The 20,822-nt window shown below is 53.3% G+C and carries 17 protein-coding genes and 1 pseudogene; 15 read left to right on the top strand and 3 right to left on the bottom strand.

The window, feature by feature from the left end; all coding sequences use genetic code 11:
* Nucleotides 1-359: 359 nt before the first annotated feature.
* Complete coding sequence (locus HPC62_RS00300) at nucleotides 360-1,556, top strand: phosphoadenosine phosphosulfate reductase domain-containing protein (RefSeq protein ID WP_172353250.1); 1,197 nt, start codon at nucleotides 360-362, stop codon at nucleotides 1,554-1,556.
* A gap of 412 nt (nucleotides 1,557-1,968) precedes the next feature.
* Nucleotides 1,969-2,520, top strand: coding sequence for an IS5 family transposase (locus tag HPC62_RS00295; protein ID WP_172353249.1), 552 nt, complete (start codon nucleotides 1,969-1,971; stop codon nucleotides 2,518-2,520).
* Between the two features lie 446 nt (nucleotides 2,521-2,966).
* Here the strand turns inward: HPC62_RS00295 and HPC62_RS00290 are convergent.
* Nucleotides 2,967-4,027 (bottom strand): ISKra4 family transposase gene (locus HPC62_RS00290; protein WP_172353248.1). Its coding sequence is split into 2 segments (ribosomal slippage): nucleotides 2,967-3,871 and nucleotides 3,871-4,027, totalling 1,062 coding nucleotides; the frame shifts between segments, so codons are not numbered across the junction.
* Nucleotides 4,028-4,208: 181 nt separating this feature from the next.
* On the opposite strand from HPC62_RS00290, the gene HPC62_RS00285 reads away from it, so the two are divergent.
* The 3 genes from HPC62_RS00285 to HPC62_RS00275 all read left to right on the top strand — a co-directional run bounded on the left by HPC62_RS00285 (nucleotide 4,209) and on the right by HPC62_RS00275 (nucleotide 6,908).
* On the top strand, nucleotides 4,209-5,747 hold the full coding sequence (locus HPC62_RS00285) for a polysaccharide biosynthesis protein (RefSeq protein WP_172353247.1): 1,539 nt from the start codon (nucleotides 4,209-4,211) through the stop codon (nucleotides 5,745-5,747).
* Between the two features lie 370 nt (nucleotides 5,748-6,117).
* A complete protein-coding gene (locus tag HPC62_RS00280) occupies nucleotides 6,118-6,552 on the top strand; it encodes a VOC family protein (protein ID WP_172353246.1) in 435 nt (144 codons plus the stop codon).
* A 158-nt stretch (nucleotides 6,553-6,710) separates the two neighbouring features.
* Nucleotides 6,711-6,908, top strand: a complete 198-nt coding sequence (locus tag HPC62_RS00275; protein WP_172353245.1) for a hypothetical protein — start codon at nucleotides 6,711-6,713, stop codon at nucleotides 6,906-6,908.
* 39 nt (nucleotides 6,909-6,947) lie between these two features.
* Here the strand turns inward: HPC62_RS00275 and HPC62_RS00270 are convergent, their stop codons facing one another.
* Complete coding sequence (locus HPC62_RS00270; RefSeq protein WP_172353244.1) at nucleotides 6,948-8,261, bottom strand: NF041680 family putative transposase; 1,314 nt, start codon at nucleotides 8,259-8,261, stop codon at nucleotides 6,948-6,950.
* 497 nt (nucleotides 8,262-8,758) lie between these two features.
* On the opposite strand from HPC62_RS00270, the gene HPC62_RS00265 reads away from it, so the two are divergent.
* Nucleotides 8,759-11,395 carry a tetratricopeptide repeat protein gene (locus tag HPC62_RS00265; protein WP_172353243.1) on the top strand — a complete coding sequence of 879 codons (2,637 nt, stop codon included), beginning with the start codon at nucleotides 8,759-8,761 and terminating at the stop codon, nucleotides 11,393-11,395.
* A gap of 284 nt (nucleotides 11,396-11,679) precedes the next feature.
* On the opposite strand, the gene fabI is transcribed toward HPC62_RS00265, so the two are convergent.
* On the bottom strand, nucleotides 11,680-12,456 hold the full coding sequence (gene fabI / locus HPC62_RS00260; protein ID WP_172353242.1) for an enoyl-ACP reductase FabI: 777 nt from the start codon (nucleotides 12,454-12,456) through the stop codon (nucleotides 11,680-11,682).
* A gap of 571 nt (nucleotides 12,457-13,027) precedes the next feature.
* Here fabI and ntcA point away from each other — a divergent pair.
* The 9 genes and pseudogenes from ntcA (at nucleotide 13,028) to HPC62_RS00210 (ending at nucleotide 20,816) form a co-directional block, all read left to right on the top strand.
* The gene (gene ntcA / locus HPC62_RS00255; protein ID WP_172353241.1) at nucleotides 13,028-13,699 is read left to right on the top strand and encodes a global nitrogen regulator NtcA; all 672 of its coding nucleotides are present in this window, start codon (nucleotides 13,028-13,030) and stop codon (nucleotides 13,697-13,699) included.
* A gap of 220 nt (nucleotides 13,700-13,919) precedes the next feature.
* Nucleotides 13,920-15,344: a DUF3084 domain-containing protein gene (locus tag HPC62_RS00250; RefSeq protein WP_172353240.1), complete on the top strand. Its 1,425-nt coding sequence runs from the start codon at nucleotides 13,920-13,922 to the stop codon at nucleotides 15,342-15,344.
* Nucleotides 15,345-15,386: 42 nt separating this feature from the next.
* Nucleotides 15,387-15,836 carry a pre-16S rRNA-processing nuclease YqgF gene (locus HPC62_RS00245; RefSeq protein WP_172353239.1) on the top strand — a complete coding sequence of 150 codons (450 nt, stop codon included), beginning with the start codon at nucleotides 15,387-15,389 and terminating at the stop codon, nucleotides 15,834-15,836.
* A 738-nt stretch (nucleotides 15,837-16,574) separates the two neighbouring features.
* A pseudogene (locus HPC62_RS23265) lies at nucleotides 16,575-17,642 on the top strand (site-specific DNA-methyltransferase); the annotation flags it as partial.
* Nucleotides 17,643-17,852: 210 nt separating this feature from the next.
* Nucleotides 17,853-19,667: a DUF559 domain-containing protein gene (locus HPC62_RS23260; protein WP_225910659.1), complete on the top strand. Its 1,815-nt coding sequence runs from the start codon at nucleotides 17,853-17,855 to the stop codon at nucleotides 19,665-19,667.
* Nucleotides 19,668-19,678: 11 nt separating this feature from the next.
* On the top strand, nucleotides 19,679-19,906 hold the full coding sequence (locus HPC62_RS00225) for a type II toxin-antitoxin system Phd/YefM family antitoxin (RefSeq protein ID WP_172353238.1): 228 nt from the start codon (nucleotides 19,679-19,681) through the stop codon (nucleotides 19,904-19,906).
* Nucleotides 19,903-20,286, top strand: coding sequence for a type II toxin-antitoxin system VapC family toxin (locus HPC62_RS00220; protein ID WP_172353237.1), 384 nt, complete (start codon nucleotides 19,903-19,905; stop codon nucleotides 20,284-20,286). The genes HPC62_RS00225 and HPC62_RS00220 overlap by 4 nt, the downstream gene beginning before the upstream one ends.
* Before the next feature lie 45 nt (nucleotides 20,287-20,331).
* Entirely contained in the window at nucleotides 20,332-20,556 is a 225-nt protein-coding gene (locus HPC62_RS00215) for a DUF2283 domain-containing protein (protein WP_172353236.1), read from the top strand.
* 65 nt (nucleotides 20,557-20,621) lie between these two features.
* Nucleotides 20,622-20,816 carry a hypothetical protein gene (locus HPC62_RS00210; protein ID WP_225906786.1) on the top strand — a complete coding sequence of 65 codons (195 nt, stop codon included), beginning with the start codon at nucleotides 20,622-20,624 and terminating at the stop codon, nucleotides 20,814-20,816.
* Nucleotides 20,817-20,822: the final 6 nt, after the last annotated feature.

The following is a 20,822-nucleotide window of genomic DNA, read 5'->3' as shown; positions in this document are numbered from 1 at the left end:
CATTCCTTAGAGCTAATTTGTAAAGGAGCCTGAAAGCCTTGTTAATCAAGGATTTCCGAGAAACCGCTTTTCCTGGGCAAACATGACCTCAAAGCCACACATGCCAAGAGTTTCAGGCTTCTTAAGATTTGCTTCATAAATTAGCTCTTAACTTGAGGCGCAGTGCTTGCAGCGAATAACTGGCGAATGAGTTGGAAGGCACTTGAAATGCACGATGAATTTGAGTATACTTATACTTAAAACGTTCAGACTCCTCTAGCGCTTCAGAATTCATATTTAGTCTTCCGGACTCTATATCTAGCGCAAAGCTTCCAGTTTTTGCTATGGTTAGGGGGACAGAGGATGCAAAAGCGTGGTTGATGAACCCCCTGAGTCTATTTGAAGAAGAACGCCTGACCCTGTCGAAAAGCATTGCGCTATCGGTAGAGTCGCTGTGTCATTGCGGTTCGCTGTACAAGCACTGGGCAGTATCTTTTTCGGGCGGCAAAGATTCTTCTGCAACCGTCACCCTGATCGCCCACCTGATAGAGACAGGGCAAATCCCTCGCCCCAAAACCCTCACCATCCTCTACGCCGACACGCGCCAAGAGCTACCGCCATTACACTTGGCGGCACTGGAAATTCTGAAGGAACTGGAGCGGCGCGGGTTCGCGACTCGCGTGGTCTTGCCGGCTCTAGACTATCGCTACTTTGTCTATATGCTGGGTCGGGGAGTGCCACCGCCGTCGAACACGTTCCGCTGGTGTACGCCCAAGCTCAAGGTGATGAGCATGGAGCGGGAGCTAGAGGTGCTGCGACAGGAACGGGGCGAAAAGTTCCTAATGATGACGGGAGTGCGGATTGGCGAGAGCGCCGCCCGTGACCAACGCATCGCCCTTAGCTGCACCAAAGATGGTGGTGAGTGCGGACAGGGCTGGTTTCAGCAGAGTACGTCAGAGGCGATCGCCGATATGCTGGCTCCCATTGTTCACTGGCGCGTCTGCCACGTTTGGGACTGGCTGGTGAAGGCAGATGTCGAGCTAGGCTTTCCCACGTTTGAAATTGCCAAGGTGTATGGGCAAGATGTGAGTGATGGCGAGGAGCCGATCAATGCCCGTACGGGCTGTATTGGCTGTCCACTGGTGCAAAAGGATGCCGCCCTCGACCGCGTGGTGGCCCAGCCGGAATGGGCCTATCTCGCCCCCCTGCAACGGCTCCGCCCCCTGTATTGGGAAATCAAAAAGCCGCAATATCGCCATCGTAAGCATGGGGAGGTCAACAAAGACGGGTCGCTGGCGGCCAAGCAAAATCGGCTGGGGCCACTGACGCTAGAGGCGCGACGCTGGATGCTGGCGCAGGTGCTTGGCATTCAGGCTGAGGTGAACCAGACCGCAGAACGACTGGGGCGACCGACCCTTAGCCTCATTAACGATGAGGAACTGACACGGATTGAAGAACTGATCGCAGCGGGCACATACCCCGACAAGTGGGACGGCACAGAACCCCACGGTGATGCGTGGCTGCCGGAAATCCTGCCCGACGGCAGTGTTCAGCCCCTCCTTTTTGATCGGCTTTAGAATATGGGCTAGTGAAAGCCGCTATTGCAGTATGTCCTGGATGATATTGCTCAGATGACTTACAGGAGAAGACAATGCAAGAACACAAGTTTAAAGCGGGAACCTCGAAAAATTGGTTAAGTAGTGTCTTGAGTTGAGACAGGCATGAGGTCATAGTCAGAGAGGGAGTGAGGGTGACGACTGATAAGCCAAGCCGGATTTTGGGAGGGGGAAGAACGCCAAGCCAAACTGAGGCAGAAAAAAGATCTAAAGATCTATTGGTGCGGCTCAACTGGTGCGGCTCAACCAAATTGTTCCTTGGGAGAACTTTCGACCCACATTGGAGCAAATCCATAACAAAGCTCGAAAGAGCAATGCGGGACGCAAAGCAATCGATGTCGTGGTGATGTTCAAACGCCTGGTTGTGTAACAGTTGTGCAACATCAGCGATGAGGAACTGGAAGATCAAGTCAGTGACCGTCTGTCGTTCATGCAGTTCACGGGGTTTAGTTTGTCCGATGAAGTGCCTGATGCAACAACCGTCTGGTTATTTCGCAAACAACTGATTGAGCAGGGGTTGATTGAGGCGTTATTCGAGCAATTCGATGGTTACTTAATCAAGCAGGGCTATGCTGCCAAAGGAGGGCAGATTGTAGATGCGACCTTAATTCCTGTGCCCCAGCAACACAACAGCGACTCAGAGAACCAGCAACTCAAGCAGGGCGAAATCCCTCAAGATTGGCAGGACAAGCCGCATCGATTGGCGCAAAAAGACACGGACGCTCGATGGACGAAGAAACGAGGTGTGTACCATTTTGGGTACAAAAACCACGTCAGTATCGATGCTGAGTATGGTTTGATCCGGCAGTATCAAGTCACCGATGCAGCAGTGCATGATTCGCAAGTGTTGGGACATTTATTGGACGACGACAATGAGGCAGATAGCTTATGGGCAGACAGCGCGCCCACGCAGCGAGGCGATTGAGCAGGTGCTACCCAATTGTAAAAGCTTTATGATTCCGGCTTTTTTCAGCCTTTTATTTACTTGTATTACATGAATTTTTGTTAAGACAGGCAATCACTGAAGCTTCATAATTTCAGTTTTCTCCGTAAAGATTCGCATTCACTTGCACCACACGGATGCGTTTAGCAAATAGTGAAGCTAATAATTTTTGAACAAGGAGCTTTGTTCTCACTCCTCAAAGTATCTCCACGATGCCTCTTTATTAGATAAGCATCTTCAGAATTACATTTGGTCACTTCGATTAATTGCCTTATTGAGAATTTTAGGAGCCTGAAACCTTTGTTTTCTCGTAGCCATTCAAGAGGATCTGAATTTTTCGAGGTGCTCATTTTTATATTGTCAGATCTAAGTTATCGGATCTGCGTCGTCGGACGGCGGCATGTGGGTGCATCCCAGTCTTACAAGACTCAGGATGAGAATTGACCATTGAGATAAGCGCAGCGATGGCGAAGGACTTGTGGAACGTTGTCTTCCTTCCACTGAGCGCCTGAAATTTTCACCCGCCTACCAATTTGCTTGATAGTCGACTCCACGGCACCCGAGCCAATTGAAATCCCCTCAGCTTGGTAGTAGCTGTAGTTAACGATACGGAGCCGATGCTTAGCCAGATAGCCGATAAACTGGTCTACCCGCTCATGGGACCAGTCGTCGAATAGCCTAACCGCCCCATCCACATCCCCTTGCCACAAGCAGGCTTCGACGGCATCAAGACGCTGTTGAGACCCACCCACGTTACCCAAATTCTCCATCAGGTGGTACCAGTCCAAGATCTCAAGGCGCTCGCTGCGATGCCCGATCTGTGAAAACAGGTTCCAGATGCCGTCGTGACCATCCCCAAGACAAACGAGGGGATGCGCTAAGGGCTGCTGGTTGAGCCAGTTGACCAAGCTGTCGTTGTCTTTGTAGAAGGCGCTAATGCTGCACTGATGCAGGTTTACCCCCTTGTAATCGCGCCACTGGCAGGGCTGCCCCTGAGGAGTCCGCAGACGGACTTTGCCCCCGTCTAAGCTCATTTCCTTAACCCCGCTGTCCACCGCTGGTGGCTCTAGGTCTTGACGATGCACCAGCCGTTGCTGGGTACTCCCTGACACGCACACCCCGGTGAGCACAGCGATATCGTCGGCAGCTCGCGCATAGGCTTCGTTGGCACTCAGCAGCAAGCAGCACGTCTCAACCTGAGGACTCCACTGGGTGCGGGCCTTGACCTTAAGCCGCTGGCTCTGGCGCTGACTCAGACTTAAGCGTCCGACGATACTCTGGATGTGCCGCTTTCGCCCAGAGCTTGTGCCGCTGCTTGTGCAGATAAAAAATTTCCGATCTCAGGCCCCACATACTCCAGTAGGTGGTCACGAACGGCGACTTCGATCCCGGCCAATGTTTTGACTTGTTCAGGGTCTGTCTCGTCGTAAAGCAACTCCGCTAACGCCAGTGCATGGGCTTTGATTTGGGCTTCCTTGGTGGCATCCATCGCTTCAACTATCCTTAGAGCAACTGCTCTGAGCCTACGGCGTCTGCCCTTAATCTGCACTAAGCACTTCTACTCATTGCATAACTGGGATGCACCCGCGGCATGTCTGTTGCGAGGAACGTCCGAGGTCAAGAAGACAGGGAATCTACGCTTAACCACTCATTCAAGGAACTCTTTGACCATGCTGACATCGGTAGATCAGGGTTTCGCTTTGGGAACGAATGAAGCACCCGAAAAATGCCCGAATTCAGGCAACAATACAAAACCTTCTTTAAGATCAAGAATTGAGATTATCCATGACATTAAGATGCTTGTCCCTGCTGGTTCTCCTGAGCCAGAGGATGAACAAGTCTTGAGCCAGCTAGCAAACTTGACCCAGGAACTCACGAAGGTCTATCAAGCGGCTGGACAACTGAGGGAAGATCCCTTTGCAGATGCCTGGAACCGTCGGGTTCACTGCTACCGAGATTTGGTCGCAGAGCAGGTCAAGGGTCGGCGTATTCTGGTGACGGGTGGAAATGGTTGCGTCGGCAGTCAACTGATTCAGGAATTGAAGACCTTTGAGCCTGAGAAGATTATTTGCCTGGACTTATGGCTAGATGAATCGTCTTCTCTGAACGAAGATCATGATTCGGTTGAGCAATTCACATTCTATAACATCGACATCAGAGATCAGAATGAACTAGAGAAGGTTTTCCTCCAAGAAAAGCCCGACCTCGTATTTCATCTGGCAGCCATACGCCTTCCTGGAATGGCAGAGCAGCGCGTTAGAGATGCTGTTTTGACGAATATTATGGGAACTCATAATGTGATTCGATTCTGCGAAAAATATGGGGTCAAAAAGTGCATATTCTCCTCAACAGGGAAGGCATCGCGCTATGTTACTGGAGAAGTCTATGCAGCCACCAAAAAGGTGTGTGAGTGGCTCTTTGATCAGGCGGCTCGGTCAGGCTTAACCGTGTATGGCATGGTGAGATTTACCCACATGCTGGACAATAGCGCCGCCTGTGAACAGTTTGATCAAAAGGTCAGGCACGGGAAAATTGTCAACATTCATGCTCCTGATAAGTATGTTTGTGGTCAAAATGTTCATGAAGCCGTCAGCCTGCTGCTGAATAGTCTCGTCGTCTCCAAACCCGGAGAGCTAGAATTTTTGGTCTGTCGAAATCTGGGCTGGCCGGTTGAAACCCTAGAGGTTGCTTTATACAAGATCCTGCAATCTGGAAAGAACATCCCAATTTATTTTCAGGGTTCGCCGGTTGGCTATGAAGAGGGTTTCTTTCGGGGCAATGTAGACTGGGATGATCCGTCGGCGTTTAACTTATTAGTCAACGCGATCGAAAAAGTTTCAAGTCGAGTTGATGCGTCCGGCGACTTTATCGTTACGCCTGTTTTGCCCTGCTGTTTTGAGCGTCTAGAAGCTGAGTTGGCGGCTGTGCGGAAGGTTCTCAATGATCCTACAAGTGCCGATAGCCAAATCAAGCAAGCCCTTGCTGAATGCATTATGAAGGTTGCTTGCTCCATCTATTCTCAAGCACCGATTGAGTTGCTCTCGAAGGTGCTGAACTGGGGCACTGATCCTGAGTACCTTCAGTTGGACGGGGCAACGCTAGATAGCCATCAGCCCACGATTCGCTTGTTTATTGAAAGCCTATCTGCCAAGTATCGAAACAGCGCCAGTCATAGTGTTGGTCACAGCGGCAGTCTCAGCACTCGTTGAAGCGATCGCCAAGATTAAGCCTATAGTGAGCGCGCTTTAGTATGTCTGCGCCTTGATCAGGCTGAGTTTGACGTGTGCTGTGGGTGGGGCGAACGAGGCGTTTTGCAGTTGGCTCCGAGTGTTGGCAATTTCAACCGCGCTTTCAATCTGCGTTGAGATTGCCAACAGCCAAGGGGCGATCGCCTTTCCGTATTGGAAAGATAAAAGCAGTGGGGTTATGGTAAAGCGCTAACCGGACGGAGCTTTGAGCAAGATGTTAATTTAGCATCTGAGATTAAAGTTCAGTGTCTCAGCGTCAGTGATCGCATCAGTGATTGCGTTCCAACCCTGGCGCTGTCTCCTACCGTTTGCAACTCCCCCGCAAAGCACTATGGCAACCACTCTCTTTCACCTGGCGTTTCCCGTGAGTGATCTGGCCGAAGCCAAAGCCTATTATGCCGATGGGCTGGGCTGCGAGATCGGCCGCGAAAACGCCAGCTCGGTGATTATGAACCTCTACGGACATCAGATTGTAGCGCACCTGGCCCATGAACCGCTGATGCCCCAGCGCGGCGTGTATCCCCGGCATTTTGGCGTAATTTTTATCGACGAGGCCGATTGGGAAGCCCTTTTAGAGCGATCGCAGCGATTGGGACTTCGCTTTTATCAGCCGCCCAAGGAGCGCTTTGTTGGCACGCCGCTAGAACACCGCACATTTTTCCTGGAAGATCCGTTCTATAACCTGATGGAGTTTAAGTTTTATCGCCATGCCAGCGCGATTTTTGGGCAGGCAGCGTTTGCCCAGATTGGAGATACCGCAGGCTGAAGGCAGGCAAGCAGAAGGCAGGCAAACAGTAGTTTAGGCAAACAGTAGTTTAGGCAAACAGTAGTTTACTTTAGTTTGGACTAATGGTGAAGAGGAAGGCAGTCAATGAGAAGCACCGACTGCCGTAAGGTCAATGAAGTACAACCAACATTGACCCCATGATTTTCAACGAACTTCAGCAATTTCGCCAAACGTTGTATGCCAGCTTGGGAAACGCCAGAGATGCCCTGTTTGATCTGATGGATGCCGTGTTAGTGAGTGCGTGCATCGTGTCGTTTGTGACTTTAGTTTGGACTAACTGGCATCACAATAATGCTCAACAGGATGCCATAAAGAATCTGCTCAACCGTTCATAACAGTTGAACTTAAGGAATTGGATACAATCCTGCTCGCAGTTAAGCTGCTGTTGCAACCGGACTGTTCAGGGATTGTTCGGATGTCTTGCGTTTCGAGGCTCGTTTTTTGACCATCGGATAGCAGGGACGAGGAGTTGGCTTGTGCCCCTTGCCTCGTCCTGGCGATTTACCACGAGGTTTAGGCGCAGGAGCAGGGGTGCCAATCGCTGCCAAAATGCCTGCAAACGCTTGTGCGACCCGACCCGGAGTCAACGTTTCTTGCGGTGCCTGCCAGGGCAAGGGGTGGTCAGTACAGTCCTTTCGCGCTAACCACAACTGCCAACTGAGCAACGGCATCAGGCTGCTCCACTGTTCGGTTGCCGATACAGAACTGAACTGGGGATGTGTCCAATATAGCCTCTGCTTGGCAAAGCGATACCAGTGTTCAATGGCAAAGCGACGGAGGTAGTGCAACCACAGGGTTTCTAACGGAGGCATCTGCTCACCCAGCCAAACTAACCACAAAGGAGCCAAGCGTCGCGTGCTGCTCTGTGTCTCCAGCACCTCCACGCGCAACACTTCCATTGCCCGTTTGGGGGATTTGCGGAAATGGTATGCACTCCAACGACTGACCCGCACTCGTCCCCAGTTGGGATCATCGACTTCAACGGTTTCGACCGGGACACTCCAAGTGTCAGGGTCATTGAGTTTCATCTTATGTCCATGCTTGGCAGGTGCGCCTCGCCCTCGATACGCTGGGGGCGCGCCATAGACACATCGATTGGATGTAACCCGCAGCAGCAAGTCTGCCTCAATCCCTGCCGTTTGGTTGACAAAACTGGCATTGCCGTACCCTCGGTCGTAGATCGCCAACGGACGCACCGCTAACTGCCGAGTCACTTGTTTGAGTTGGAATGCCGCTTTACTGGCGGGTGTTTCAAAGCTGGTGATGCGCTCATGCCGCAATGGTAATGCCCAACTGCCCCTGTCTTCAGCAATCCAGGCTAAGGTACTGTAGTTTTGTCCGGCTATCGGGGCATGTCCTGTTCTGCCTGATAAGGTGCGGTCTTTCAAACGCCTGGCAGCAGGACGGTTCCACCGACTCGCATCACCTGCCAACAACGGTTGCTGCTGAGTCGGTATCTGCTGCACCAACAGCTTCAGCACCTTTGATCGGGGTAGGCGGCTATCGCGCAACGCTTCATAGGTGCTCGACCACTGGCGACGAAAGACAGGACTCTGCGATAGCCTCACAAACGACACGATGCACGCACTCACTAACACGGCATCCATCAGATCAAACAGGGCATCTCTGGCGTTTCCCAAGCTGGCATACAACGTTTGGCGAAATTGCTGAAGTTCGTTGAAAATCATGGGGTCAATGTTGGTTGTACTTCATTGACCTTACGGCAGTCGGTGCTTCTCATTGACTGCCTTCCTCTTCACCATTAGTCCAAACTAAAGAGTTTAGGCAAACAGTAGTTTAGGCAAACAGTAGTTTAGGCAAACAGAAATTCGGGCAAGCAGGAATTGAGGAAAATCGGTTTACCGCTTGCCTCGTCGAGAGGTGGCATTCAAGAGAATCGCGCCCCTCTCCCGCCTACACCAGTTCCAGCACCTCAAGACTCGCGAATCCCTAACGCGAATCCCTAAATTGCTTCAAGGTGTGTCAGGTTTCCTGATCCCAGCGACCCACAGCGGAAGAAGGAAAATATTACACACTGTTTTGGGACGATTCGCCTTGTGACGGCTGATCGCGGCTGATCACGACAGTTTAGCTGAAGGGCGATCGCCCCAAATTGGCAAGGTTTTCTGGCAGGATTTTCTGGCAGGATCTCCTGGCAAGATTTCACAGCATTGAGGGGCAAAGCGTGAGTAAACAATATCACTGGCTGGATCTGGCGGAGTATGCATCGCTGGTGGGCTTGGGCGTGGGTTCCGTCGCCTCTTTCACTACGTCGCAACTGGTCTACACCTCCGCACCCATTTCGCTGCTGGTATTGCTTAACCTGGCTAACCGCAGCCGATTCGAGCAATCCATGCAAAATCAGGTCGGCGTTGCCATCGACGAAATTGAAAAGCGCCTCTCGATGCATGTGGAGTTGCTGAATCAGCAGATTGGATCGCTGCCCACGCCAGAGATGATGGGCAGTTTGAAAAAGTCCATGCTGGTGAAAAGCCGGGAAGCGTCGGAGTCCTTTGCGGCTGACCTAAAAACCTTGCAGCGAGATCTGCAAATTCGGCTGGATGCGCTGGAAGCGGGCGATCTGGGCAGCGTGCGCGGCGAGGTGCGGCGGCTGCGCGACCAATATAGCCAGCTTTGCGACGACATGGTGCATATCACCGAGCGGCTGCACGACCTGTCGAGTTCCCGCCAGGTGGAGGAGTTGGAGACGGCGATCGCCCAGATTCGCTCTGACACGGCCCATCTGCAAACCAGCCTGCAAGTCTTCAGCGACCAAACGCGCCCTGCCCTCAACACGCTGCAAGAGCAAATCACTCGGCTGAATCGCCAGCTTCAAGCCCTGCCACCGCCCTTCGATGCCAGCACCCTGCGCCAGGATGTGTCGGAACTGATTCGCGTGGTGTCTGATCTGGTTCCCCGGCGCGACTGGACGGCGCTGGTGACCGAGATGCAGTCACTCCATGAACAGCAGGACTCGCAGGCGCGGGCAGAGGAACTGCTGCGGCGCAAGGTGCAAGACCTGACCCAACAACTGCGCGACCAGCCTAGCCGCGAAACGCTGCACTCGCTCCAGCAGCAGGTCAATTCCTTGAGCCAGCAGGTAGAAAACCTGCCGCCGCCCTTTGACCCCACCTCTTTGCGGCGGGAAATTGCCCGGTTGCTGCGAGTGGTGGGCGATCTGGTTCCCCAGCGAGATTTCAGCGGCCTCGTAGGACAGGTCAGCGCCTTGCAGCAGCAGCAGGAATTTCAAATGCAGATCGAGCAGGCGCTGCAAGCGGAACTTCAGATCATCAGCCAGCAGTTGCAAGATTTGATGGCTGAAACTCGTGGGGAGACGGGCGATCGCCCCCCTGCTTTAGCTCCCAGCGCCGACTCGACCGACTCGATCGAAACCGCCGAAGCGCTATTTGAGGCTCAAGTTGAAGCGATGCTGCGGCAAGAGCTACAGCGCATCAGCCAGCAGTTGCGATCGCTCCCCACGGGCGGCACCTTCCAGATGCAGGTCGAGGCAACAGTGCTGGGCGTGCTGCAAGAGCTAAACCAGCACCTCCGCACCTATCCAACGGGGCCGCGCTACGAGTTTGTTCTAGATTTTCGCGGTGGCCCGCCCGCCGAAGTCGAGGCCGCCACAGCCCTTCATCCGGCACTGTATGACGAGTTCACGGCGGCGGCGCTGCTCGATGTGCCTAGCAGTCGTCTGGTGCTGGAGCAAGCGCTAGATACCACGGGCGATCGCCTGCTGGTGACGTTGCCTTGGTCGAGCCAGTGCCCCATCGATCGCCCGATGGTGCGCCGCCTGCATGAGTTTTTGTCCCAGGGTCGGCAGTTGGCAATTGGCTGGTGCTATAGCGCTGACCAGGATTTGCCCCGCTTCCTCAGCGCAATGGTGCAGCGGTGGCACGCCCCGTCTGAGCAAGCCCGTAGCCTGCAAGAAACGCTGCAAAACCTGCTGGAACTCAAGCGGCAGTTTCCCAACCAGTTTCAGTTCAAGATTTTGGGAACGCGGGAGAACTTCCTCGTGTCGGACGACCGCTACGCCGTGCTGGGGCTGGACGAGTCGCTGGTGGACGATCTGGGCATTCCCCGGCTGGAACTCAAACTGCGGACGAGCGACCCCGCCACCGTGCAGCAGTTGACGCAGCGGTTTGAAAACCCAGTGCTGCACCCGACCGATGTGCAATCTCACTGGAACCGGGCCATGACGCGCTATGAATTGGGCGACCCGCAGGGGGCCCTCAGCGACGTAGAGCAAATCTTACGCATCCGCCCAGATCAGGCACTGGCATGGAATCTGCGTGGGCTGTGTCATGACGACTTGGGAGAGCGGCAGCAGGCGATCGCCGACTTTAGCACCGCCCTCCAGCTAGACCGCAACCAAATGGATGCCCACTGCAACCGGGGCTATCTGCGCTCGGAGCAGGGCGACCTGATCGGGGCGATCGCCGACTTTACCAATGCTCTGACGATCCAGCCCAACTGCGCCATGATCTACTTTTTCCGGGGGCTGGCCGCGCAAAAATTGGGCGAAATCAAGTCCGCGTTTCGCGACTATGCCGCCGCCATCCAGCTTGCGCCCGATGTGCCCACGCCCTACTACTACCGGGGGCTGGCTCGTTCCGGCAACCCCGCTGGGGCGATCGCCGATTTGCAGCAAGCCCTAGAACTCTTCGCCCAGCAGGGCAACGAAACCAACGCCCGCAAGGTCTTTAGCCACCTCCAGCGGCTCACCAAAACTCGCAACGGCAACTTGCCCATCTTTGACCCTGATGCAGTGCCCGATGCTGCGCCGATTCCCGTGGCGATCGCCTTTGAGGAGAACTAAAGACGGGCTATTATGATTGATTTTGGATTTGCGATTTTGGATTTGCGATCAGGACTTACGCACTTGCAATAAGCTCTTTGGGTTTTGGACAATTTCTCGCGGGCGCAGCCCGCGAGAAATTGTCCAACTGCGTAAATCCTGTTGCGATTTTGGATCTGCGATTTTGGATTGCTACAAGCGTCTACGAGGCTTCTGGCACTCTCGTTCGCAAGATGGGTTGATTGTGCTGCACGGCGCACCCCAAGAGCCAACCTCCAAAATACCGTCAAAACAAACCCTAGTCCTCACATTCCCATAATCTCGTAGCCCGCGTCCACGTACAGCACTTGACCCGTGATGCCCGTAGACAGGTCGCTACACAAAAACGCCGCCGCGTTGCCCACTTCGGTCTGAGTCACGGTGCGGCGCAGGGGGGCGACCTCTTCAACATGGTGAATCATGTCCAAAATGCCGCCGACAGCGGAGGAAGCCAGCGTCCGAATCGGCCCGGCGGAGATGGCATTGACTCGAATGTTTTGCGGGCCCAGTTCCGCCGCCAGATACCTCACGTTCATCTCTAGCGCTGCCTTGGCAATGCCCATGACGTTATAGTTTGGCACGACGCGCACACCGCCCAGATAGGTCAGCGTCACCACCGAGCCGCCCTCGGTCATCAGCGGCTTGGCGGCGCGGCAAAGCTGCACCAGCGAGTAGGCGCTCACGTCCAGCGCTAGGTTAAAGCCCTCACGGGAAACATCGCTGAAGTTGCCGCTGAGGTCATCGCGATTGGCAAAGGCGAGACAGTGGATCAGCACGTCCAGCCGCCCCCACTTTTCGCGCACGGTGGCAAACGCCGCCTCGACTTGCTCATCATTTTGCACATCGCAGGGCACAAACAGGCTGGGTTGGAGCGGCTCAACCAATTCCGCCACTTTCTTCTCTAGCTTGCCTTTGTCGTCGGGCAGGTAGGTGATGCCCAGGTTTGCCCCGGCTTTGTGGAGCTGTTGGGCGATGCCCCAGGCAATTGAGCGATTGTTGGCAATGCCTGTGACGAGCGCATTTTTTCCGGTGAGGTCAAGCATGGGTAACGGCATCCAAATTTCGAGGGCAATTCACAAAATACTCAAAAACGGGGCAGGACGGATAGGGGAGAGTGGGATAGGGAGGAAGGGAAGAGATGGGGGTGAAAGATGAGGGCGAGACGGGAAAATTTTTTCCTAAATTGTATCTCTTAGATACAATTGCGATATGCTGTCTGGAACGCAGGATTGAGGGCGATCGCCCAGTTTCCAGAACAGAGTCTGGGTTCTCTCATCCGGGTCTACCGATAGAGCAAACGCAGAAATTGGTATCAAAACGATCATTCTTCTTATGGAAGCGTGTTTTTAGATACAAAAAGCGGCCCCAAACTTAGTTTAAGTGTTCTAAGACTGCATTTATCCCGGTTTTTCGCCTCTTGGGCAAAATCTGGGTCTTGCTTTCATCTTTTGTTTCAGTTCGGACTTACGCAGTTGGACGATGTCTCGCGGGCACAGCCCGCGAGACATCGTCCAAAACACAGGAAACTTATCGCAAGTGCGTAGATCCTGTCAGTCATGTCTCGGTCATATTTCGGTCATATTCGCTCCCTGAGGGCGCTGGGAATCGGACGGTATGGTTGCCTCACATGAAAAGCCTTTAGCAGATGTGTTTCGCCAATTGAGCGGCGGTGCGTTTCCGCCGATGGTAGAAACCTTTGACCGGGGAAAGACCATTTTCTTTCCGGGCGATCCGGCTGAGCGGGTTTATTTCTTGCTCAAGGGCGCGGTGAAGCTGTCGCGAGTCTATGAGGCGGGCGAAGAAATCACCGTGGCGCTGCTAAGAGAGAATAGCGTGTTTGGCGTGCTGTCGCTGATTACGGGGCAAAAGGCAGACCGATTCTATCATTCCGTGGCGTTTACCCCGGTGGAGTTGCTGTCGGTGCCGATTGAGCAAGTCGAAAAGGCGCTGAAGGAAAATCCCGACCTGTCAATGCTGATGCTGAAGGGGCTGTCGTCGCGGATTCTGCAAACCGAAATGATGATTGAAACATTGGCCCACCGAGATATGGGGTCGCGTTTGGTCAGCTTTTTGCTGATTTTGTGCCGCGATTTTGGTGTCCCCACGTCTGAAGGCATCACCATCGACCTGAAACTGTCTCATCAGGCGATCGCCGAAGCAATTGGCTCGACCCGCGTGACGGTGACGCGACTGCTGGGCGATCTGCGCCAGGATCGGATGATCTCCATTCACAAGAAAAAGATCACGGTCTACAACCCCGTAGCGCTGAGCCAGCAGTTTACATAAAAAGCACGAATCAGGGGGCTGAGCTAAGGGAAACTGCTTCGCTCTGGGGTGCTTGGGAAACAGGGAGCAGGGGCGATAGCTAACCTAGTGGGGCGACTATCTATCTGGGCTGAGCCTGTCGGAGCATTTTTACGGTGTTGCGGTATCCGGGCAACTGCGAGCTACGCCGTTCAACGGCACAATTGCAGTATGGTGTAGCTGAGTGTGAGTTTTATCGGCGATGACCACCGGGCTGGTCTTGATTGCGGCAATTTTGGTGCTGGGGGCTGTGGTGGCCACGGTGGGCGATCGCCTTGGGATGAAGGTGGGCAAGGCTCGTCTCAGTTTGTTTGGCCTGCGTCCCCGCCAAACTGCCACGCTGATCACCGTGATGACGGGGATTCTCATCTCGGCAATGACCTTTGGCATTTTGTTTGCCGTAGATGACCAGTTGCGGACGGGGGTGTTTGAGCTAGAAGACGTGCAGCAGGAGCGAGACGCAGCGCTAGCAGAACTAAACCAAGCGCAGCAGCAAACCGCCGAAGTGCAGCGACAGCGCGATCGCGCTGAACGAGAACAACAAGCCGCCCAGCGCCGTCTGCGCCGCACCAACGAGTCCTTGCAAGCGGCGATCGCCCAGGAAACCCGCACCCGTGAGGAATTGCAAAGCACCCAGTCGCAGCTCAGCAGCGTCGCTGCCAACTATCAGCAGGCGCAGACTTTGCTAACAGACGTGTCTCAGCAGGCCACCCAGCTTCGCGCCGAGATTCAGCAGCTCCAGGCTGATCGCCAGCGCCAGCTTGCCCAGCGCGACCGAGATGTAGCCGAGCGCGATCGCCAGATTGCCGAACGCACCGCCCAAATCCGCGAAAAAGAATTGCAGTTGGATGACCTAGAAGCCCAGCGTAGCGCTCTGCTGGCAGAAGTGCAAACCCTGGAGCGCGAATTTCAAGGGCTGCGCCAGGGCAGTGTGGCAGTGTTGAGAAACCAGCCGATGGCCTCCGGTGTGGTGCGCGTGATTACCCCAGAGGCTGCTCCCAGCGCTGTCAATCGCCTCCTACTAGAGGCCAACCGCTTCGCCAGCCAGCGCATTCAACCGGGCACGGTGAATGTAGACAAGCAGGTGATTCAAATTACCAATGCCCAAGTAGAGCAATTGATCAATCAAATCCAGGACGGCAAAGATTATGTTGTGCGGATTTTGTCGGCAGGCAATTACATCATTGGCGAACCCTGCGTCTTGGCGGGCGAGGCTTGCATCCAGGTTTATGTCAACGCTGCGCCCAATCAGGTGGTGTTTCGAGAGGGCGATCTGGTGGTCACGATTGCGCTCGATCCCACCCGGATGCGAGATGAAGAATTGGTGGAGCGTGTCAATCTCCTGATTGCTAACGCTCAGTTTCGCTCGCGACAGGCTGGGGTGCTGGGCGATGTGCTGCAAATTGCGGACGGACAGACCGAGGCTGTGGTTAGGTTATTGCAAGATATTCGAGCCTACGGTCGCCCGGTAGAACTCCATGCGATCGCCTCTGAAACCATCTTCACCGCTGGGCCTGTCCGGCTCGACCTGGCCGCCGTACAAAATGGGCGGGTTCTGTTCAGTACGGACAGCAGAGTCAACACCACACCGCCCCCGCAGCGATCGCCCTTCGCGCCAACGAACTAAACCGCCCTGCTGCCGTTTGCCTTTCACCCCTGCCGTTTGCCCATGTCCTATTCCACTTCTGCACCTGAAGCCCTGGGGCAGCCCGTTATTCTGGGGTTCGATCCGGGTCGGCAAAAGTGTGGGCTAGCCGTGATGGGGGTCGATCGCAACCTGTTTATGCATCAAGTCGTCGCAGCAGAGCGGGCGATCGCCACAATTCAGGCGCTCCGCCAGCAATACCCGATTTCGCTGCTGGTCATGGGCGATCAAACCAGTGCCCGCCAGTGGAAACAATCGCTGAGCGAAGCCCTTATCGACCCAATCCGCGTGGTCATGGTTGATGAACGCTACTCGACGCTGGAAGCCCGCAATCGCTACTGGCAAATGTATCCACCCAAGGGACTCCAGCGCCTGTTGCCCCAGGGAATGCGAACGCCGCCACGCCCCATCGACGATATTGTGGCAATCTTGCTGATTGAGCGCTACCTCGATCGCCTGTCTGAGCCAGTTTAGACGCGGCCGGGCCAGGCAGCCTACGTACTGACCATGAAGATTTGCTGAGGCTATCGGCATAACATCCCTTGGCAAGCATATTATGCAGAACAAGATCCAGATAAACACCTCTATGAGGGTCATCATCACTACTTAATTCAGCATAACTGCCGAATTCGGGTAGATAGCCCGGCAGATTTCTGTATAAGACTCCGATCTGGTTAGTTATGCGGATAATATTCTGTATAACTGCTCCGAGAGGAGGTGATATGCCAGAAGTGTTGAATCTTGATAGTAAAACTTTACAAAAAGCACTCTCAAGAGGCGGATTATTGAGGATGGAAGCAATAAGTAGGTCATTACAGGCAGAATCATAGACCTTTTGTACTGGATTCAGCTATGAACTTGCCCTGCTAACATTGCGTTCAACACTTCTGGTGATATGCAACTTTGTTTTTGGCTAACTACTCTGCTACGGGGTGTTAGGCGGAATTTAGGAAGGAAAGTCAGTATAAGCAGTAGTTATCTCGCTTTAGTCCTGGGTTGGGGCAGTGCTTTAAGCCACTCATCCAAAGTGAAGACTCTCTACGATCGCCCCTGTCCCTTCCGCTAGAACGTTCGCCTTAGCGTGTCTGCCAGGACAATCGCCCCTATCACCTTACTCATCACACCCATTCCACCCTACAAAGAGCTTGATTTGGCGGCATTTTAGGCAGCGACTATAATTGAGCGCAGTCGTTTGCGCCTTCATGCCTTTCTATGACCCAGCAACCCACCTACGGCCCCCACAACCCCCACCCCCTCTCCCAAATGCGCACGGAACTGGTGTGGGAGGGCAAGTATGACGAGTATGGCCATCGGCGGGAGGTGGATATTGCCGGGTGTGCGATGCCGATGCAGAAGATTGAGAGTATTGATGAACCGCGACGGGCAGCGGCGGCGACGGGGCAGTTGGAGCTATTTGAACAGCAGAATCCCCGTGTGGATGACTTTAGGAATCGGCTGATTTGGGGCGATAACAAGCTGGTGATGGCTTCGCTGATGCGGTCGTTTAAGGGCAAGGTGGATCTGATTTATATTGATCCACCGTTTGATGTGGGCGCAGATTTTTCGATGCAGGTGCAGATTGGAGATGAGAAAGATTCTGTTCAAAAGGAACAGTCAACCTTAGAAATGGTTGCCTATCGAGACATTTGGGGTAAGGGATCAGATTCCTACCTGCAAATGATTTACGAACGTCTAGCTTTAATCAAAGAGTTACTGTCTGATAATGGCAGTGTTTTGGTGCATTTAGATGATTCAGTAGCTAGCCACGTCAAGATAATTCTTGATGAACTTTTTGATTCAGAAAATTTTCGTTCTCAGATTATCTGGCAGCGCGTCACAAGCCACAGTGATAGAAAAGGATTCGCGTTTAACTATGATGTAATTTTTCACTATACAAAGTCCCAAAACTTTGTCTGGAATCCTCAGTATCAAGCCTACGATGAAAACTATCTAAAATCTCACTACCGAAGTGTAGATCAGGATGGTAGGCGTTATGAGTTAGCAGATATAAGTGCTGCTGGTGCTGGAGAACCGCGCTTTTTTTTCGGAAAGTTGATTGCTCCACCTCCAGGAACCCACTGGCGTTGGTCACAGGAAAGAATTGACAAATTAATTGCAGAAAATAGAATTGAACTTACAAAAAATGGTACTCCTCGTTACAAGCGATATTTAGATGAAATGCCTGGGAAAGCTGTGCAAGCAATCTGGACAGATATTCCACCTGTCAATTCTCAGGCTCATCAGGATACAGGTTATGACACTCAAAAACCAGAAGGCCTCTTAGAAAGAATCATCCAAGCCTCTTCCAACGAAGGCGATCTGGTTGCCGATTTCTTTTGTGTCCGGCAAGGTACGCGGGTGTGGCGGGTGAATAGCCCCCCTAGCCCCCCGCGCACGGGGGGGAATGACTTCAACTCCCTCCCCGCACGCGGGGAGGGCCGGGGAGGGGCTAATTCCCCTGCTGCGTGGCAGGAGGGCTGGGGTACGCAAATGGAGCAGTTTAGCCCCCCTGGCCCCCCGCACACGGGGGGGGATGACTTCAACTCCCTCCCCGCACGCGGGGAGGGCTGGGGAGAGGCCAACACCGCTCTCGTTCCCATCGAGACCATCCAACCCGGAGACCTCGTACTCGCCCATGACGGCAAAGCCCATCGTGTGCTTCGCACCATTCATCACCCCTATCAGGGTCAAATGATTGGCTTGCAGCATTCCCGTTCAGACAAAACCCTCTGGCTCACCGCCGATCACAAAGTTCTCGCTAAAACAGCCCCCCGTACCCTGGGCGGCAACTGTGACTGGTCAGGCATTCCCAGACATATGCGCGGGCGCAGTCGTGAATTGCGGCAAAACATGACCCCGCCAGAGCGCAAACTGTGGAGTGCCTTACGGAACAAGCAGCTAGGGATTTCCTTTCGCCGTCAACACCCGATCGGTTCCTACATTGCCGATTTTTACTCCCGTGAAGCACACCTTGTTGTCGAAGTGGATGGTGCAATTGCCCACAGCAGTCCAGAGGCGATCGCCCATGATGCCAACCGCGATGCTTACTTGCGATCGCTGGGATTACGGACAATGCGTATCCCTGCTAAGGAAGTCATGACCAACCTGGAGGGAGTCGCAGCCTGGATTCAAACGATTAGTGCCGAACAATTTAGCCCCCAAGGGGCTGAGTGGATTGCGGCAAGCGATCTCAAAGCGGGTGATATCGTCTTTTGGGGTTCTACGCTAGAGGGCGTGCATTTGACCAGCGTAGAAACCGTCTCCAGCGAAGAAGAAGTTTATGATCTAGAAGTGGAAGCAGTCCATTCTTATCTCACAGAGGTTTGCGCCATCCATAACTGTGGCAGTGGCACCACCGGCGCGGTGGCGGAGCGGTTGGGGCGCAGGTGGTTGCTGTGTGATTTGGGGCGGTTTGCCATCCATACCTCGCGCAAGCGGCTGATTGAGCTTCAGCGCAAGCTGCACAGTGAGGGCAAACCCTATCGCGCCTTTGATGTCTATAACCTGGGGCGCTACGAGCGGCAGTGGTGGCAAAAAGACCGCTTGCAGGGGGCGGATGAAGAACATCGGCGGGTGATTTTGGAGTTCTTCAAAGCCGAGGTGCTGACCAATCCGCCGTCACCGCTGCTGCATGGGCGCAAAGCGGGGGCCTTTTGCCATGTGGATGGCATCGACTCGATATTTACCCGCGAAGAAGCGAAACAGGTGGCGCAGGCCGTGGCCGCAGCGGGCGGGCGGGAGTGTTACTGCCTTGCCTGGGAGTTTGAGATGGATTTGCATCTGCTGGTGAATGCCCTGGTGCAAGAGTTGGGCGTAAAGCTGAAGCTGGTGCAGATTCCCCGCGAGATTATGGAGAAGAATCGCAAGTCGCCGCCGCCGTTTTTGGAAGTGGCTGTCCTCGCCGCCGAACCCGTCTACCGTAAAGCAACGACTGAAGTCGTTACTACAAACAAAAAGGCTCGTAATGAGGACTTTAGTCCTCAAACCCACACGGTAGACATCAAACTCACCCAGTTCCTCCCCTCCTTGGCGGAAGTGCCCACCAAAGAACTGGAAGCCATCAAAGAACGGGCGATCAAAAGCGGCTTTGACTTTATTGATTTTTGGGCGATCGATTTCAACTGGCATCCCGGCAAACCCTTCACCCACGACTGGCAAGACTATCGCACCCGCAAAGATCGTTCCCTCAAAACCATCAGCGATGCGGGCTACACCTACCCCGCGCCCGGTAAATACACTGCCTGCGTCAAAGTCGTCGATACCTTCGGCTGCGATACCTCGATTACTGTGGAAGTGGAAGTTTAGGAGGTCAGACCATGCACCAAGTTGATATTACTGATGCTCAGACTCAAATCACTCAACTTCTGGAATCTGCTCTGCAAGGCGAAGAAGTGGTTATCACTCGTAATAACCAGCCGATTCTGAAGTTGATTCAGATTCTACCCGTTACCAAACGACGACAACGCGGTAGTGCAAAAGGTCAAATTTGGATAGCTCCAGACTTTGATGCACCCCTCGAAGATTTTAAGGAGTACATGGAATGAAAATACTCCTGGATACGCATACCTTTCTTTGGTTCATTAACGATAGTCCCGAACTGAGTAGCTCCGCCGCTGATCTGCTGGAATCTGATGTTGATTTGCTCCTCAGTACAGCTAGCCTCTGGGAAATCGCTATCAAAGTCAGCCTGAATAAATTGACGTTACCCGATGATTATGAGCGGTTTATCCCTCAGCAGATCACCCTTAACAACATTGAGATTCTGACTATTACCTTTGAACACTTGACGGTTGTATCAAGGCTACCTTTCCATCATCGTGATCCCTTCGATCGCTTACTGATTGCTCAATCCATGTCTGAAAAGCTTCAAATTGTTAGTGCTGATACAAAGCTTGATAGTTATGAGGTCGATCGGAAATGGTAATCCTCGAATTGGTTCACGAATAAACTCAAAGAAAGGAGAAACCCTATGGCAGAGCGAGTAAAGGTTTGGTTTGACCCAGAGGCTGACTTTCTAGAAGTCACCTTTTCTGAAGCTCCCGGTTATCTGCGGGAAACCGAAAACGATGCCGTTATGGAGCGTGTCGATTTAGATGGCAACCTGCTTGGCTTCTCCATTCTGGCGGTTAGTCAGCTTGCCAAATCAAAACCATTGATGGCTGAGTTGCTTTCAGGAAAAGGAAATGCAGCTTGAGGATTATGTTGAGATGCCTTTTGTTGTAATGCTCAGCCTCACCCCCTATGAAGGAGACAACACTGATGATGACACCCCTTGAACTCAATCGCCTTGGCTATCGAGCATTACTAGATGCCTTCGGTTTTGATGGCATGATCCGTTTCTTGCGGCAGTTTGAACCAGGGCAAGGAGACTACACGGCTGAACGTCAGCAACGCCTACAAAACATTTCGTTAGACGATATTTTTGCTGAGATCGAACATCACAAACCATCTTGAACTGGC

The organism is Thermoleptolyngbya sichuanensis A183 (genome assembly GCF_013177315.1).
GTDB lineage: Bacteria > Cyanobacteriota > Cyanobacteriia > Elainellales > Elainellaceae > Thermoleptolyngbya > Thermoleptolyngbya sichuanensis.
Note: the sequence above shows the minus strand (reverse complement) of the source record. Positions and strands in the feature narration are given on the sequence as shown.